Genomic DNA, 17777 nt, shown 5'->3' with positions numbered 1-17777 from the left:
ACGAAAACGAGTATGACAAAATTAAAATTGGGAGTTATTGGTACCGGCCGGATCGGTAAGGTACATATTGCCACACTGGTACAGAGCGTACCGGATGCGGAAGTCGTAGCAGTCGCTGATATTAACATCGAAGGCGCTAAAATATTAGCCGCACAATTCGGTATCTCATTCGTTACGCCGGATTATAAAAACGTGATCAATCATCCGGAAGTCGATGCCGTAGTGATCTGTTCGCCGACCGACACGCACGCCAAATATATCGTAGAAGCGGCACAGGCCGGTAAACATATCTTCTGCGAAAAGCCGGTGGATCTGTCCTTAGCGGTCATCCGGAACGCGATCGATGAAGTGGAGAAAGCCGGCGTAAAACTGATGGTTGGCTTCAACCGCCGCTTCGATCCGAATTTCAAGAAAGTGCATGATATGGTGAAAGCTGGGAAAGTGGGTGAGCCGAACATCCTTAAGATCACATCGCGCGACCCGGCACCGCCTCCGGCGGAGTATGTGGCTGTTTCCGGTGGCATGTTCCTGGATATGACGATCCATGATTTTGATATGGCGCGTTATATTGTCGGCAGCGAAGTGACGGAGGTCTATGTCAAAGCAGCCGTTCTGGTGGACCCGGCTATCGGTGAAGCCGGCGATGTAGATACGGCGATCATCACATTGACTTTCGAGAATGGCGCTATCGGTGTGATTGATAACAGTCGCAAAGCGGTGTATGGTTATGACCAGCGTGTGGAGATCTTCGGTTCGAAAGGAATGGTTAGTGCCGATAATAATTTCCCGGACAACCATCGCTACTTCTCCTCCGAAGGCATACAAGGTTCCCTGCCGCTTAACTTCTTTATGGACAGGTATCTCGATGCCTATTCGACAGAGTTAAAAGCCTTCTGTGATGCCGTTATCCATGACAAACCCGTACCCGTCGGTGGCCAGGATGGTCTCCTATCCGTCGCCATCGGCTTAGCCGCAAAGAAATCGGTTGCCGAAGGGCGTCCGGTAAAATTGAACGAGATCAGGTAAAAAAACCGTAGAGTCTCTCTTGTTATCTCATTTATAAATCTAATAAATTTGTTTTTATGAAGAATCATGTGAAGAAAAGTACAAGACCACTTCTTGTTTTTTTGTTGTTGTGTGTGTTGTCCGTCCATGCTTTCGGCCAACAAGTTACTGTGAGTGGTACAATTACCGACCGGGTCACCGGTGAACCCCTGCCGGGCGTAAATGTGGTTGTATCGGGTACTACTACCGGGATATCTTCTGATATCGATGGAAAGTATTCTCTTGCTGTTCCAAGCGGGAATGTCAAATTGGTCTTTACCTATATCGGATATGATCCCGTAGAAGTTGAGACACGAGGATCACAAACGATGAATGTGACGATGGTGGAAAATAACACCCAACTGGAGGAAGTGGTGGTGATTGGTTATGGCACGATGACCCGTAAAGATGTGACCAGTTCGATCACTACCGTTACTTCTGAGAAGATGAATGTCGGGGTTTATTCGGATCCGGCTCAATTACTTCAGGGAAAAGTACCGGGGCTGGTGATTGCTCAGAGCAGCGACCCGAATGCGACTGCTTCGATCACCCTACGTGGTGCTTCCACCCTGCGTGAGGGAGCCGCTATGGAGCCCTATTATGTTATTGATGGTATGCCGGGTATGTCTTTGTCGTTGATCTCTCCAAATGACATTGAGAGCATCGATGTGCTCCGCGATGCTACGGCAACGGCGATTTACGGTTCGAAAGCAGCTAATGGTGTGATTATCGTTACGACCAAAAAAGGACAAGCAGGTCGCACAAATATCGATTACAATGGCTATGTGGCTGTAGACAATGTAATGGGGAATTATGAGATGATGACTGGTCCGGAACTTCGTGCTTATGCACAATCGGGAGGCATTGCTTTGATGAATGATTTAGGTTATGATACCAATTGGCAGGATGAAGTACAACGTACAGGCTTCAGTCAGAACCACAATGTGTCGATTAGTGGCGGTACGGACCAACTCTCATTCAGCGGTGGTGTTAATTACATGGAAAACCAGGGAGTTATCAAAGGGTCGGATATGACTCGCCTGATCGGACGCGCCTATATCCAGGCCAAAGGGCTGAAAGATCGTCTTACGGTATCATTTAATATCAATGCAAGTGTAACCAACAGAAGCAGGATTCAAACAAGTGGTCAAGGCATGAGTGTGTTGGATGCCATCTATTACTACTCTCCGTTGGTGCCTGTTCGCAACGAAGATAATACGTATTATGAAGATCCCAGTATTACTCAATATTATAATCCGGTTGCTTTGATTAATGAAAATATCAATGATACGGAAGGTAAACGCCTGATGGGTACGGGTAAAGCTTCACTCAAGATCGTAGAGGGTCTGATTTACAATGCGAGCTTGGCTTATCAGAATGAGCAATATATTTATAGCACCTATAACTCTTCCCGGTCATTAGTGGCTCAGAATATGAATGGTAGAGCTCGACGCTCGTCTGTGACAAACAAACGAACGGTATTTGAGACCTATCTGAATTATGATAAAACATTTAACAAAGTGCATAAATTGGGGCTTATGGCCGGTTATTCCTGGGAAGAATCAAATGATAATGATGGTTTCCAATTGACGACTTACGATTATTATAATGATGACCTGACCTATTATAATATGGGTATGGCGAACAAAATCGAAAAAACAGGTTTGGGGGATTACAATCTTTCTACGTTACGTATGATCTCATTCTATGGCCGCATCAATTATTCTTATGCCAGTAAGTATCTGTTCCAGGCCACTTTGCGTCGTGACGGATCTTCGGCTTTCGGGAAGAACAACCGATGGGGTACTTTCCCTTCCGTTTCTCTGGCCTGGCGTCTTTATGAAGAAGATTTCATCAAGAACCTGAATGTGTTTGATGACCTGAAACTGCGTGTGGGGTATGGAGTAAGCGGTAACTCTATGGGCTTCGACGTCTTTACAGCCACCCAATTGTATGGATCAACCGGTTGGTATGATCATTTGACTACTACAGGTCAATCCGACCAAATCCAAATTCTGGGCGCTACCCGCAATGCGAATCCGGATCTTAAATGGGAACGTACGGGGATGTTCAATGTCGGTCTGGACTTCGGTTTTTTCAATAACCGTTTGAGTGGAACGATTGAATATTATGACAAACGCACAAAAGATTTGATTGCTGATTATGCGGTTTCAACCGCTAAGTATCCTTTTGCTACTTTGACGGCAAACGTGGGCGAGATCAGCAACAAAGGGATCGAATTAACGCTTAATGCCACACCGGTTCAGGAAAAAGATTTCAGATGGGAAACATCCATAAATCTTTCGCACAATAAAAATGAGGTGGTTAGCATATCCAATCAGATGTATTCCGTGGATTACTTTGATAAGGGAGGTGTGCAATCGGGAGGTTTTTCAGGTGCAAATGTGCAACGTGTAATGGCCGGTTATCCCATGGGACAATTCTATACCTGGAAATGGGCTGGAGTTAAAGACGGCGTCTCTCATTTTTATGTATATGGCGAAGATAGCTTGAATGATATTTACAAGGAACAGGGCGGTTTTGAAGGTAAGGTGACAAAACAAGATGATGGTCGTTATATTGACAATGCAACCGGAGAGTATGTAACCACGAAAAACTGCTTGTACAGTGATAAATATTTTGCTGGTTCGGCTCAGCCTAAACTGTCCGGAGGATGGAATAATACCTTTACTTATAAAAAATGGACCTTGACAGCCTTCATGCAGGGTGTGGTTGGAAATAAAGTCATGAATGCTACGCGAGCCAATCTGAATAATCTTGGCAATGTGACAGTGGGAAAGAACGTATTAGCGAGTGTGGCAAAGGAAATTCCGACAACAGATAATAATGCGCATGCACCATCTGATCGCTATTTGGAGAATGCGAGTTATTTACGACTGGCATCACTCTCTTTAGCGTATAACTTTGGTAAGATTAATGATTATATCAGAGGTCTTCGTCTGTATGCTACCTGCAACAATGTGTTTACCATTACGGGCTACAAGGGCATTGACCCGGAAGTTTCTCTCGGTGGCATAGCTCCGGGTATTGATAATCGCCAGACTTATCCGCGTACACGTACTTTTATGTTTGGTGTGAATGTTAATTTCTAAAATGCAATAAAGATGAAAACGAAATATATAAAATCATGGATGCCGGTGTTTTTGCTGGCGCTAACGATGAGTTGTACGGATCTTGATGTAGATATCAAATCCAGATATACTGAATTTCCCGATAATGAGAGGGCTGTTGAAGCCAAAGCTTCCAATGCCTATTTTGCCATGCGCGGACCGATAGGACGTCATTATAATTCCGCTCAGACTTTATCTTCCGACGAATCCATGTGTTTTTCTTATAATGGGACTGACTATTATGATTCCGGTGCCTGGAGCCAACTTGCCTTACATTGGTGGAATGCGGATAACGGGTTTATTGCGTATTGGGAAGACCTTGCCGGAGGCATTACGATTTGTAATGAATTAATCGCTGAAATGGGAGGGGAAGAATCCGATGCCATTGCTCCTATTCGCGCCGTTCGTGCCTATTATCATTGGGTGTTGATCGACAATTATGGTGATGCTCCCATACTGGATCATGTGTTGGAAGCAGACGAAGCTGTAGATCGTTCTCCCCGTGCGGATGTAGCCCAGTTTATTGAATCGGAACTGTTGGCTGTAATGGATAAACTGTCGACGAATGTGGATATTACTACGTATGGGAAACCGACACGCTGGATGGCTTGTGCTCTATTGGTAAAACTTTATCTCAACTGGACGGTCTATACTTGTGGTGATGTGGCTACTTATACTCCATCGATGCCTAACAATAAATTGAACGATGCGGTACGTCTGTGTGATGAGATTATTGCTTCCGGCATATTCGATCTGACAGATGGCTATATCTCTAAGTTTCTTCCGGAAAACGGGCCACATATCAAGGACTTCATTTATGCTATGCCTTTCGATCGTGAAACGCAACGCGGTATGACCTACGCTCGCTTCAGGACACATCGTAGTGGACAACAAGTATTCTATGGCATAAATCTGCCGCAGAGTGTCGGGGGAAATATTGCAATGAACGCTGAATTTGTAGACAAATTTAATTTGTCGGGTGATGAACGTAACGAGCAATTTGTCGGTGGTCCATTGTTTGTACGTGATCCGAATACTTACAAAGCAACAAATGTTCCATGGATGATTGATGATCAGCAAGTAACATTAACGAAACAAATCACATTGACCAGCTTGGATCAAACCTTGCCGGTTGACGCTACGCCCCATGGAGGACGTTCGCAAGGCTATCGTTCCATTAAGTTTTATATGGATTTGAAAACAACACAAGCCCAAGCCCGTTCCCAGAGTAATGATGTGCCTATCTTCCGTTTCGCAGATATTATCTTGATGAAGGCAGAAGCGATCTTACGTGGGGCTACGGCAACAAACGGTGATACACCTATGTCTTTGATGAACCAGATTCGGGATTATGTTCAAGCTCCGCGGCTGACCCAGCATCCGACATTGGATGAGCTTCTGGATGAGCGTGCCCGTGAATTTGCGGATGAGAACTGGCGGCGTAACGACCTGATCCGTTTTGGGAAGTTTGAAGATGATTGGGGATATAAACACATTATTAATCCGCAGGCTAAGACAGAACTTTATCGGCGTATTTTCCCGGTTCCCAGAGGCATTCTCAATACAAATACGAACTGGAAACAGAACCCCGGATATTAAAAAAAACAAAACATTGCACTTTTGCGGACAAAACATTGCACTTTTGTGAACAAAACATTAATGTTTTATCCGTGAAAGTGCGATGTTTAAAAAACAAGAAAATATGAATACTGAAAATAAACGAGAACCACAGAATTTCATCTCCCGTAGAACATTTATCAATCGTGCCGCATTGGGGGCTGCAGCGATTGCGATAGCTCCGGCCAGTTCTCTTTGGGCAAATCCGGGGACTGCGTTTTCGGCCGCGCTTCCCGGGCAGATCCGTCTGCCGGATAATGAAGAAGGAATGCACCTGCTCAAGGAATTGACCACGCTTAATGATGGTTTTCTGGCGCCGATGATCCAAAATATCGACCGGATGAATATGTCGGGCTTCCGCAATGTCGGCGGATTTATTATGGCCCTGTCGGCGGCTTATGTAAATCCGGAATCCAAATACCGGCATGACCAATCATTGCCACCCCTAATGGAGAAACTGGCTGTAGGCCTTGCCGAGCGCCAGAATCCAAGCGGGCTCTACAACGGGGGCAACCTGGACTCGCCACCCGATACCGGTTTTCTGGTGAAGACGCTTTGCAAAGGGCAACATCTTCTCTTGCAAGATGACTCGTCTGCGACAACCGGTGTCCGTGACCGGCTTAAAGAGATCATACTCAAGATCTCCAAAGGACTGCTTGTCGGAGGCGTGCATACACCGAATCACCGGTGGGATATCTGTTCGGCATTAGCCCATATCCATACACTCTATCCGGATGAGGCCTATATCAAGCGGATCGACGAATGGCTCGGCGAAGGAATCGATATCGATGAAGACGGGCAATGGGCGGAAAGAAGCTCCAATTATAATTCAGCCGTGAATAATCCGGCGATGATGAATCTGGCGTTGTCGCTGAAGCGTGAGCAGCTTTTGGAACCTCTGCGGAGAAACCTGGAGATGACACTGTATTATGTCGGTCCCGACGGTCTGATGGAAACGGTCGCTTCCCGTCGCCAGGATCAGCGTCGCGGCTCACGCAAATCCATATACGAATACTACAGCCAGTATCGCCTGCTCGCGGTATTGGATAATAACGGTGTCTTTGCCAGTATGGCGCGCCATATCGAAGAGAACTATATGAAAGAACTGGCCGGTATGGTGACGGATATGAATTCGCCTCTGGTTTATCTGCTTGAAGATCCGCTTTTCGGCGCTAAACTGCCCGAACTCAAGCCGCTTCCGGAGAATTACGAAAAGGTATTTCCCCATTCCAAACTCGTGCGTATCCGGCGCGGTGATCTGACCGCGACGATCAATGGCGGCAATGATGCGGCTCTTGGCTTTGGCTTTGCATCAGGCCTTGCCATGAATCCCGCATTCTTCCGCATGACAAAAGGAAAGGCCGTATTAGACTCCATCCGCATGACGCCGGCGTTCTTCAATACCGGTTTCTTTTATCCCGATGAATTTATTCCCATCGAAGGTGGGTATATCCTGCGGGAGACCCGGAAGGTGCCTTATCACCTGCCGCTGCCGAAGGAATATCGGCATGCCGATGGAGATTATAAGCTTACGCCCGATGGACGCTTTTACAGCAAAATGGATTTCCCTAATCGCCCGAAGGACTACAAAACAATCGTCAATACGGTGACTATCCGGGAAAAGAACGGTGTTTTTACCTTGGATTTTGATATCAGCGGTTATGAAAATGTGCCGGTGACGATTGAACTTTGTTTCCGCCGTGGCGGTCAGCTTAATGGAGTTGTTTCGACAGGAAGTGGTAATGCATTGGGGGGTGTAGCCAGTGGGCGTGCCGGTCGGCAGATGCAGGATGATCCGGAAAGCTATAAAATGAATGAAGGCTGGGGAACGTATACCGTAGACGGGAGTACACTTGAATTCGGCCCGGGCATCTATGAACACAACCGGTTGGGTATGGAAGGTGAGCAGTTCAGCGTGTATAACGGTGAACTCAAAGCTGACGGGCAGCGTGTCTATCTGACGGGAACTACTCCGTTTAAACATACGCTCAAACTCAAGTAACTTCTTCGTGAAAATGCCAGATAAGACAATGAATCCGATAAAGAAAACATCAACGAAGAAACGATGGTTTGTGTCGCGTCGTGAATTTCTTCGTGCCGGTACTTTGCTTGGCATGAATGCGTTAGCCTTGCGTCAGTTTGAGTTGCATGGCGAAACGTTTCGCGACACGACAAAGGATTCGCTACAACAAATCGCCTTCTTGGCAGATGTACATTTCCATGATGTCTATGCCATATTCGAAGAGGGATCATTTCAAGGGATAAAAGGTGCGGACGGTCGCAATGCCACCATCCGCACCATGTCGGCGCAACTCTCATCCACCCGCTTGTTCAATGAGAATTATTTTGCGTTAAAGGCGGCCTTGGATAGTATTGTAGCCCGTAACATTAAGCTGGTTGTTCTTACAGGCGATTTCAGTGATGATGGGCAACCGGTGCATATGCGTGGACTGAAGCGTATACTCGACGAGTATACGTTGCGCAATGGAATCCGTTTCATTGCTACATTCGGCAATCACGATCCGGTGAAACCCTTTGAGCAGCCGCATGGCAAGCGTGATTTTCTCGGTGAATATGGCCGGCAACAGGCTGTTCTCAGTCAGCAAACGGCTGATATGCGAGCGTTGGGTTATGAGGGACTTCTGGACTATATGGGGCAATTCGGGCCTTATCCCCAAAAAGAGGATACCTATTGGGAATCACCATTCTCAACGTATTCGTACACGGATTATACATTTGAGCGTGCCCGTGCAGAGGCAGGTCTTGAAAACCGGATGTATGAAGCGTATGAAAAGGCTACTCCTTCTCCTGATGCCCCTTCGATTCGTATTCCGGATTTGAGTTATTTGGTGGAGCCTGTTGAGGGCGTCTGGCTATTGGGTATTGACGCGAATGTATTTTCGCTATCTCCGGATGTCGATTTTCTACATCCCGAGGCTCCGGCCAACTTTGTGGCAGCAGGCAATGCCGGTTGGAACCGGCTGGTAGTAGAAAAGAAAGCTGTGGTGACATGGATAAAGAACGTGGTAGATCGTGCAGCGGCTTTAAACAAGCGGTTGATCGCGTTTAGCCACTACCCCATGCTCGATACGATGCGTGGCGCAGGCCCGGATATTGCCGCAATGTTTGCAACCGGGCGAAATCAACCAACTGCTGAAACCATGCGTGAAATGGCTGCAACAGGTTTGCGCCTGCATTTTGGTGGACATTTACATAAAAACAACACCGCCGTCTATGCATCGGAAGATGCTTTTCTGGTAGATGTGCAGATCCCGTCGATTGCCGCCTACGTGCCTGCTTTCAAAGTTTTGACACTTCATCCTAACGATTCTGCGGAAATTGAAACCATTACGCTGGACGATGTCCCTGGTTTTGATACTTTCTTCGATCATTACCGTGTTGAACATGCACATTTGGCGCAGAGCGAATCGCCGGCACTTTGGAATGCCCGGATATTGGAGTCGAAGAACTACCGCGCCTATACGCAGGGGCACCTTATGGAGCTGACCCGGCGACGATATCTTCCGCGCGAATGGCCCAAGGAAATACGCGAGTCGTTTGGCACCATGTCGGGGATATCTTTGCTGACTCTTCTTGCGTTTAATACGGATGTCCGGATGCAGGATCTTGATACAGTGGCCGATTCGGAATCGAGATTGATCGCTAAATTGTCTGATGGCGAGAGTGAAGACATACGGTTAGGGAAGTTGATAACGGATTGGCACGCAGCAGAGCAAGTTGTGATACGGGAACTCGAAAAAAGAGAGATCACTCGCGAGAGCCTTAGCGATATTAACGGATTGATGATCGCAACCGATTATTATCGCCTGTTGGGTGCCGGCGGCTCGCTTGCCGCCGAAGATATCAAACCAAGAGTCTGCTTTTACAATATTGCCCGAACATTAGCGAAAGCTTCTTCGGCTCTTTCAATAGAAGGTATTGAACCGAACCCGGAGGATCTCATGCCTGTGGGAATGCGTTTCAAGAGGCAGTTTATTCACTTACTGCATATTATAGACAAATTGTCGGGAGGGTTGCCAAACGATCATTTCAAGATCGATTTCAAATACAGATGCGTTCGAATGATGCATGACGGCAACAATATCTCGGATATTATGCAGTTAGATATATAGTCATATCCTTTCATTTAAAAACTAATATTATGTATCAAAAAATCAAATCATTCTTGTATTTACCGGTTATATTATTCCTTTTTTGGGGATGTACGACTGCGCCCGAAAAAGATCCTCACGTTCGTAATGTTATCCTGCTGATTGGCGACGGCATGGGGCTTACCCAGATGTATGCCGGTTACACGGCAAATAAAGGTAGTCTTGCTCTTGAACGTTCTCAATATGTAGGGCTTGCCACAACATTTTCGGCGAATAGATATAATACCGACTCGGCAGCGGGTGGTACAGCGATTGCCTGTGGCGTGAAAACCAATAATGGTATGTTGGGCGTAACACCCGATACTATCCCTGTGAAATCCATGCTTGAATATGCCGCGGACTTTGGCCTTTCAACCGGTATGGTCGTAACCTGCGAATTAACTCATGCCACACCCGCTGCTTTTGTCTCACATGTAGGGAAAAGAACCGAAAATGAGAAAATCGCATTGCAGTTGTCGCATTCGAAAATCAACGTAGCCATTGGTGGCGGACGTAAATATTTTGAAGAACGAACAGATGCTAAGAACCTCACTGACTCAATGCGGGCAAAAGGTTTTCATGTAGCCTATTCGATGGATGAAGTGAAAGCTGTTCAGGAAGGTAACCTTCTGGGTTTACTCGCTGATGTAGCACAAGAGCGTTATCCTGCCCGTGGTGAAATGCTTCCTGAATCGGTTGCAAAGGCTATCAATATCTTAAATAAAAACAAGAAAGGTTTCTTTCTGATGGTCGAAGGCTCGTTTATCGACAGTGGAGGACATGCCAATGATCATGAGTTTGTGGCGAACGAAATGCTTGATTTCGATCGTGCAGTGAAAGCCGCACTCGATTTTGCCGAATTAGACGGACATACATTGGTCATCGTTACCGCAGACCATGAAACGGGTGGTATGACAATCAACAGCGGTGATCTTGAAACCGGCAGTATGGCCACCAGTTTCTCCACCAAAGGGCATACCGGTGTCCCAGTTCCTGTGTATGCTTTCGGACCTGGTGCGGAAACGTTTACAGGCATATTCGACAATACGGATTTTTTACCTAAAGTATTGAAATTGTACGGGATCAATCCATAGTTTTCTATTATTTGTGAAAAAGACGGTACCTTCACACTCCAATAAATCAAAAATGATATACAAATGAAACAAGCCATTCTAATTACTTCTTTATATTTATCCGGCGTCGTGTTTTTAGGTGCGTGCCAACCGAAAGCGGAGCAGGAAGTCAATGATTCCAATACTCCGTTGCATTTGCTTCAGCCGGCTTATCAGAATCCTTATGGGATACCCTCTGAAAGTTCGATCAAGCAGGTGCTCGACAGGGTCTGGACTTATCTTGATAAAGAAACACCCACGCAGGTAGTCGATGCCGTCAGCGGAGAAGAAATCGCTGATTATACGAAAATCGATCGCAACTCCGTATTGAAAAGCGGTGCCTTCCGCCTGACCAGTTATGAGTGGGGGGTTACCTATGCCGGTATGACTTTGATCGGCGAAGTGACGGGTGATAAAAAGTATTCGGATTATACCACCCGCCGTTTGCAGTATCTCTCCGAGATAGCGCCTCATTTCAGAAAACTATTAGACGACAAATCCATACAGAATCCGCAGTTGCATCAGTTGCTCACGCCAAAGGCATTGGATGATTGCGGTTCCATGTGTGCCGCGTTTATCAAGGCCTCTTATCAGGAGAATGCGCCCGATTACCGGAGTATTATTGATAATTACATGGATTGGATCATGAATGGGCAGATGCGATTGGCCGACGGTACACTTGCCCGTAACCGTCCCCAACTGAATACATTGTGGCTGGATGATATGTTTATGAGTATTCCCGCTATGGCGTGGATGGGTAAGTTCACGGGCGAAGCCCGGTATTACGACGAAGCAGTCAGGCAGATCCGGCAATTTGCCTCGCGCATGTTTATTCCCGAGAAGAACCTGTTCATGCATGGATGGGTAGAAGGAACGGATCACCCCGCGTTTTTATGGGGCCGCGCCAATGGTTGGGCGGTGATGACGCTGGTGGAAGTGCTCGAGGTATTGCCTGAAACGCACGAAGGATACGCCGATGTCATGGCGCTATTGAAGAATCATATCCGCGGCCTGGTTGCCCTGCAATCCGGTGAGGGGTTATGGCATCAGTTATTAGACAAGAGCGATTCGTATCTGGAGACATCGGCTTCCGCTATTTATATCTACGCCATTGCCCGGGCGATCAATAACGGATGGATCGATGCCCGGATCTATGGCCCGTCTGTCGTGTTGGCATGGAATGCGGTTTCCCAGCAGGTTAATGCAGCCGGTCAGGTGATGGGCACATGTGTCGGCACCGGAATGGCTTTCGATCCGGCTTTTTATTATTATCGTCCGGTCAATGTGTTTGCCGCGCATGGGTATGGCCCGGTATTGCTTGCCGGTGGGGAGATGATGGTCTTGCTCAAAAAGACGCATCCGAAAATGAATGATAACGCCGTACAATTCTATGATAAAGAAGTGATCACGGATCAGGCTACCTTTGAGATCGAACCGTAGGAGGGGAGAAGATAGAAGGTAGAAGGTAGAAGATAGAAGATGGAAGATAGAAATAAAAAAGAGATAACGATGAAAAGGAATTTTGCACTTTTAGCTTTATTATTAATCAGTTTTTGGGGTACGGCCAGCGGACAGAATCGCGTGGAGTGTACGGTCAGCAACCCTTTGAACAGCCTGCGCGAGAACGAACCGGTAGTGATCCGCTTGACGGATATCCGTAAAGAACTGCCGGGTTATAAAGGCGGTAATGTTGCGGTGTATAACGGCAATACGCAAGTCTGTTCGCAACAGGACGACCTCGATGGGGATGGCCTTTGGGACGAACTGGTCTTTCTGACCGATCTCGGCCCGAAAGAACAGAAAACGTTCGTGTTGCATCTCAATGCCAATAGCCAACCGAAGGCATGCGTGAAGGAGATGAATGCCCAGATGTTTTTCAATAATCCGGATAAGAGCATCAGCCCGACGCTCGAGGCCTCGTCTACCGCCGACGATATGTACAACAAGATGTATCATCACGGTCCGGCATGGGAATCGGATAAGATCGGATATCGCCTCTATTTCGACAAGAAAACAACGGTGGATGTGTACGGCAAAAAGAAATACCGCCTGGAACTGGCCGATACGAAGTGGTATCCTACCGATCAGCAATTGGCCGATCAGTACGGTGATGACATCCTCTGGGTCGGCAGCTCGGTCGGTGTCGGCACCTTGAAAGGCTGGGATGGCCAGGCGGCTACGCATATCGATCCGATGGACAAACGCACCGCGCGTATTGTGATCGACGGCAACCTGCGTACGGTGGTCGATATGACCGTGGAAGGCTGGAAGTATCAGGGACAATCGATCAACGTGACGGCCCGTTACATCCATTATGCCCGCCACCGGGATATGATCGCGCAGGTGATCCTTGATCAGGCGGCAGCGGGTAAGAATCTGACGTTCAGCACCGGTGTGCAGAAGGTGCGCCAATCGCAGACCTATAGTGAAAAAGATGGATTAGTTGCAGTCTGGGGCACGGAATATCCGACGCCCGACTCATTAAAGTATGCCCGCGAGACTTTCGGTCTGGGAGTAATTGTCCCCCAAAAGAATATAGAGAAGATGACGACCGATCCGCTCAATCATCTCGTTGTGATTCAAAACAACAAACAGCCGGTGATTGAATATTATGTTACCGCAGCATCGCTCAAAGAAGAAGCCGGATACAAAACGGCGGATGAGTTTTTTGCCTATCTGCGGGAATGGAAACAAGTCGTTCAACATCCTGTTAAAGTGAAATTAAAAAAGAAGAAATGAACTTTCTTATTTCGTAAATGATTGTTTTTAAAGGAAAACATTGCATATGTTAAATAAAACATATTGCTTTGTATCTCCTGAACGACAATTTTATAGTTTAAATAGAAAGTTATTATGAAGTCATTTTTCAAAACATTCTTCGCCTCTACGTTGGGCGTGTTTTTCGCATTGTTTATTTTATCGATAGTGTTTTTCGTTTCGCTGATCGGCATGCTGGCCACCAGTGATTCGACGTATACCGTAAAGAACAATACGGTGTTTCGTCTGGATCTGAACGGTACGATCTCCGACTGTGACCAGTCAAGCCCGCTGGATGCGATCCTGGGTGCCGGGGAGAGCATGACTGAAGAAGCCATCATCACTTCGATAAAAAAAGCCAAAGAGAACGATAAGATCAAAGGCATTTACCTGAAAGGGGAATTGCTGGATGCTTCTTTTGCTACCCTGGAACCGATCCGTCAGGCGTTGCTCGACTTTAAGGAATCGGGTAAGTTTATCGTGGCCTATAGCGAGATTTATCTGCAGACCTCTTACCTGTTGGCCTCTACGGCGGATAAGGTGGTGTTGAATCCCAAAGGCATACTCAGCCTGGAAGGTTTGCAATCTATTTCGCAGTTCAAAAAGAACCAATACGACAAACTGGGCATCAAGTACCAGGTGTTTAAGGTAGGCACCTTCAAATCGGCGGTCGAACCGTATATCCAGGAGAAGATGAGTGATGCCAACCGTGAGCAGGTCACTTCTTACCTGAACGATACCTGGAAGCACGTATTGACCGGTATCTCCGAGAACCGGGGCATCTCGGTGGAGACACTGAACGCTTATGCCGATCAAATGCTGATGTTCACCGAACCGGAAGAGATCCTTTCTTACGGCTTGGTGGATGAGCTCTTGTTCGAAAACGCCATGGCCGATTATATCAAAGATCTGGTTGGTGTGGAGAAAGCGAAAGACGTGACCTATGCGACACTGAAGAATATGAAATCCGTGCCGGCCAAGAAAGAGAAAAAACACAAAGATAAGGTCGCTATACTTTATGCCGAAGGGCAGATCGTGAACGACTTCTATCCCGATTCGCCCCTGATGGGTTCGGGCGCGATGATCCGTCCGAAGGATGTGGCTACGGAACTGAAGAAACTGCAGGACGATGAAGACGTGAAAGCCGTGGTGTTCCGTGTGAATTCACCCGGAGGAAGCGCTTCGGCGTCTGAACATATCTGGAACGCGGTGGTGGAACTCAATGCCGTCAAACCTGTGATTGTCTCTATGGGTCAATACGCCGCATCCGGTGGTTATTATATCTCTTGCGGCGCGACTTCGATCGTGGCCGAACCCACTACGCTGACCGGCTCGATCGGTATCTTCGGCCTGGTGCCCGACGGAACGGAGCTGGCCCAGAAGATGGGACTTTCTTTCGATGAGGTGGGGACGAATAAGTTCAGCACCTTCGGTGGACGTTCCTTCGGTATTCCTTTCCTGGTCGATGCCTATTCCCGTGCTTTGAATGAAGAAGAAGCAGCCTTGATGCAGATGAATATCGAACGGGGGTACGACCTGTTTATCACCCGTTGTGCCGACGGCCGCGGAATGACTAAGACCGAGATCGATGCCATCGGTCAGGGACGCGTATGGACAGGCGCCCAGGCGAAAGAGATCGGCCTGGTCGACGAACTGGGAGGTATCAAAGAAGCCATCAAACTGGCGGCTGAGAAAGCTGAGCTTGAAAAATACTCCACCGTACGTTATCCCGAAGAGAAAGATTTTATGACTAAGATGATGGAAGAGATGATGGGCGGTATGGAAGTACGTATGGTCAAAGCCTTTATGGGCAAAGAAGCCTACGAGCAACAATCCCTCCGCCGCAGCCTCAACGCCCTGGAATTCCAGCAAGCCATCATGACCGAAGGCATTGCTTATTAAAACCGGATACCCATAAAACACACAAAGGCTGCCTTTCGGGCAGCCTTTGTGTGTTTTGTCTCTTGGGGTATTTTGTAACTTGAAGTCGAAAATTTCGACTTCAAGTTATACCCAAGTAGCAAACTCAAATGCAATGTCTTTATGAGCGAAGGTGCCACCGTAACGTCCTGTCCTTGCTGTAATCCCTTTAGAATTAGTTTTTTCAGTCCATTGCTTCACGGAAAGGGTAAATCTGTTTAATCCGGCTTCATTTTTAATTCCCTCGAATTCGGGGGAATTAAAATCTGGGTTGTACATTTCTTCCCATATTCCCAAGAATTCGATTGTGTTTTTATTTCTTAACCATTTTTCGATTAAAGACAGACCATTTTCGACGCCTCTGACCATATCTGTCAGTGAGATATAATCTTTTTCTTGTATTGTAATTACTGTTATTTCAGTCTCTTTTACCGTAATTTTTGCCATTTTACATAGTTTTTAGATGTTACAATTTGGTTATGAGTTGTCACAAAGATAACTTTTTAACCTGTACAATTTATAATTATCGGCAAAAACAGGTATGGAAAAGTCTCCAAAAAGGCAGCTTTTTTGTGTTCGAAAAGCAAAACGATAGGGGGCTGTATTTTGAACCTATCGCTGGAGTATTTATTTGTTGATAATTATCAACAAACAAATACTCCCTACTGTTCATGGAATGATCGGGGAAACTATATTTCTCTACTATTGACAAGGGTTAATAGGTGCAAAGCGGGGCATCACAAAAAATTACGCAATAACCGTATAAAGATAATTATAAAAGCATTACGTTTATTTCGTAATTAATTATATCTTTATGCCGTCAACAAAAAGAGACGGAATATGAATACTTTATTGAAATGCCTCTACGGCTGTGTGTCTTTCGTATTTATCCTGTTTGCTTGTGCGCCGAAAGAGAAATCAGCGGAGAACGAACTCTATGTTATCGATATCGGTCGGGAGGCTCCGGTTAAAGAGATGGTGTTGCAAGACATGGCCGAGGTGGAGTATATTCGGATGGAAACGTCCGATGAGATGTTGTGGCAAGGATGGGCTGTCAGCGCATTTACCGACCAGTATATTATAGACTATCATTTCAGGAGCGGCGATGTATTGGTCTTCGACCGGAAGGGAAAAGGAATCCGTAAAATCAACCGAAAAGGAGAAAGTGGGGAGGAATATTCGCTTTACAGCAATTTGCTCTTCGACGAAGAGCAGGAAGAATTGTATTTCAACGATCCGATGAAAAATAAAATTCTGGTCTATACCCTGGACGGAACATTCAAAAGAGCGCTCGATCACGCCGCGGACAAACGCTACACCGACCTGCGGCTCTTCGACTCCGAGCGATTGATCGTCTACAACAGCCTCTATCCGGACGACCAGGTTAATACTTACCTGATCCTTTCGCGAGAAACCGGTGCGATCGAAGAGGAGTTTTTAATCCCCCAGATGGGAAACAAACTGAACACGCAGCATCGGATGACGGTGGGCGAACAGGAATTGCTTGTCTTTATCCCAAATTATCCCCTGATCGCCACACCACCTGAATTTATTCTTACGGAGATCTCCAACGATACGATCTTTACGATGAACCGGGCGATGGAACTCACTCCGTTTATCGTTCAGCAACCGGCACGACGGACGATGGAGTCCGAAACGTTTCTCTTTTATGCCTTCAATAGTTCGAACTATCTTTTCCTCACCTCGATAGAAAAGATCTTCAAAAGAGAACATGGCAACATCAATCCGGCCAGAAAACATTGGATGTATGATAAAAAAGAAGGCAAACTCTACCAGCCGGCGATCCGGAACGGCGATTTCACGACGGAAGAGGAAATAACGATCACCACCCAGCAGACGGTATTCTCCGCGGCGAATCAGAATGTCTACCTGCAAGTCTTACATGCCGGCGACCTGGTGGAAGCCTACGCGAACAACCAACTAACAGGCCGGTTGAAAGAGATCGCCAAAGAGTTGGACGAAGAGGACAATCCGGTTATTTTGGTGGCAAGGTTTAGATAATGATTAATTATGAATGTTTAATT

Annotated in this window: 10 protein-coding genes and 1 pseudogene; 10 read left to right on the top strand and 1 reads right to left on the bottom strand. The window is 46.7% G+C overall.

The genetic code is table 11. The annotated features are described in order from the left end of the window. Positions 1 to 12 precede the first annotated feature (12 nt). The 9 genes from iolG (at position 13) to sppA (ending at position 15714) form a co-directional block, all read left to right on the top strand. Positions 13 to 1026: an inositol 2-dehydrogenase gene (iolG, locus tag M2133_RS00295; protein WP_277463946.1), complete on the top strand. Its 1014-nt coding sequence runs from the start codon at positions 13 to 15 to the stop codon at positions 1024 to 1026. A gap of 56 nt (positions 1027 to 1082) precedes the next feature. Further along, complete coding sequence (locus tag M2133_RS00290; RefSeq protein ID WP_277463945.1) at positions 1083 to 4157, top strand: TonB-dependent receptor; 3075 nt, start codon at positions 1083 to 1085, stop codon at positions 4155 to 4157. Positions 4158 to 4169: 12 nt separating this feature from the next. Next, on the top strand, positions 4170 to 5774 hold the full coding sequence (locus M2133_RS00285; RefSeq protein WP_277463944.1) for a RagB/SusD family nutrient uptake outer membrane protein: 1605 nt from the start codon (positions 4170 to 4172) through the stop codon (positions 5772 to 5774). Between the two features lie 103 nt (positions 5775 to 5877). Next, on the top strand, positions 5878 to 7794 hold the full coding sequence (locus tag M2133_RS00280) for a hypothetical protein (RefSeq protein WP_277463943.1): 1917 nt from the start codon (positions 5878 to 5880) through the stop codon (positions 7792 to 7794). Positions 7795 to 7822: 28 nt separating this feature from the next. Next, the gene (locus tag M2133_RS00275; protein ID WP_277463941.1) at positions 7823 to 9925 is read left to right on the top strand and encodes a metallophosphoesterase; all 2103 of its coding nucleotides are present in this window, start codon (positions 7823 to 7825) and stop codon (positions 9923 to 9925) included. Positions 9926 to 9954: 29 nt separating this feature from the next. Next, positions 9955 to 11037, top strand: a complete 1083-nt coding sequence (locus M2133_RS00270) for an alkaline phosphatase (RefSeq protein ID WP_277463939.1) — start codon at positions 9955 to 9957, stop codon at positions 11035 to 11037. Between the two features lie 63 nt (positions 11038 to 11100). Further along, positions 11101 to 12495 (top strand): glycoside hydrolase family 88 protein, encoded by a 1395-nt coding sequence (locus tag M2133_RS00265; protein ID WP_277463938.1) that lies wholly within the window; start codon positions 11101 to 11103, stop codon positions 12493 to 12495. 69 nt (positions 12496 to 12564) lie between these two features. After that, the gene (locus tag M2133_RS00260; protein ID WP_277463937.1) at positions 12565 to 13794 is read left to right on the top strand and encodes a DUF4861 domain-containing protein; all 1230 of its coding nucleotides are present in this window, start codon (positions 12565 to 12567) and stop codon (positions 13792 to 13794) included. A gap of 114 nt (positions 13795 to 13908) precedes the next feature. Then, on the top strand, positions 13909 to 15714 hold the full coding sequence (sppA, locus tag M2133_RS00255) for a signal peptide peptidase SppA (protein WP_277463936.1): 1806 nt from the start codon (positions 13909 to 13911) through the stop codon (positions 15712 to 15714). A 108-nt stretch (positions 15715 to 15822) separates the two neighbouring features. Here sppA and M2133_RS00250 read toward each other — a convergent pair. After that, a pseudogene (locus M2133_RS00250) lies at positions 15823 to 16179 on the bottom strand (KilA-N domain-containing protein); the annotation flags it as partial. A gap of 393 nt (positions 16180 to 16572) precedes the next feature. Here M2133_RS00250 and M2133_RS00245 point away from each other — a divergent pair. Next, a complete protein-coding gene (locus tag M2133_RS00245; protein WP_277463935.1) occupies positions 16573 to 17754 on the top strand; it encodes a 6-bladed beta-propeller in 1182 nt (393 codons plus the stop codon). The last annotated feature ends 23 nt before the right edge of the window (positions 17755 to 17777 follow it).

This window comes from Parabacteroides sp. PF5-6 (assembly GCF_029504695.1).
Classification (GTDB): domain Bacteria; phylum Bacteroidota; class Bacteroidia; order Bacteroidales; family Tannerellaceae; genus QVMG01.
Note: the sequence above shows the minus strand (reverse complement) of the source record. Positions and strands in the feature narration are given on the sequence as shown.

What these genes read in the sequence shown, in the direction of transcription:
- M2133_RS00270 (WP_277463939.1), top strand. Translation starts at nt 9,955, where the DNA reads ATGTATCAAAAAATCAAATCATTCTTGTATTTACCGGTTATATTATTC.
- sppA (WP_277463936.1), top strand. Translation starts at nt 13,909, where the DNA reads ATGAAGTCATTTTTCAAAACATTCTTCGCCTCTACGTTGGGCGTGTTT.
- M2133_RS00265 (WP_277463938.1), top strand. Translation starts at nt 11,101, where the DNA reads ATGAAACAAGCCATTCTAATTACTTCTTTATATTTATCCGGCGTCGTG.
- M2133_RS00280 (WP_277463943.1), top strand. Translation starts at nt 5,878, where the DNA reads ATGAATACTGAAAATAAACGAGAACCACAGAATTTCATCTCCCGTAGA.
- M2133_RS00275 (WP_277463941.1), top strand. Translation starts at nt 7,823, where the DNA reads ATGAATCCGATAAAGAAAACATCAACGAAGAAACGATGGTTTGTGTCG.
- M2133_RS00260 (WP_277463937.1), top strand. Translation starts at nt 12,565, where the DNA reads ATGAAAAGGAATTTTGCACTTTTAGCTTTATTATTAATCAGTTTTTGG.
- iolG (WP_277463946.1), top strand. Translation starts at nt 13, where the DNA reads ATGACAAAATTAAAATTGGGAGTTATTGGTACCGGCCGGATCGGTAAG.
- M2133_RS00290 (WP_277463945.1), top strand. Translation starts at nt 1,083, where the DNA reads ATGAAGAATCATGTGAAGAAAAGTACAAGACCACTTCTTGTTTTTTTG.
- M2133_RS00245 (WP_277463935.1), top strand. Translation starts at nt 16,573, where the DNA reads ATGAATACTTTATTGAAATGCCTCTACGGCTGTGTGTCTTTCGTATTT.
- M2133_RS00285 (WP_277463944.1), top strand. Translation starts at nt 4,170, where the DNA reads ATGAAAACGAAATATATAAAATCATGGATGCCGGTGTTTTTGCTGGCG.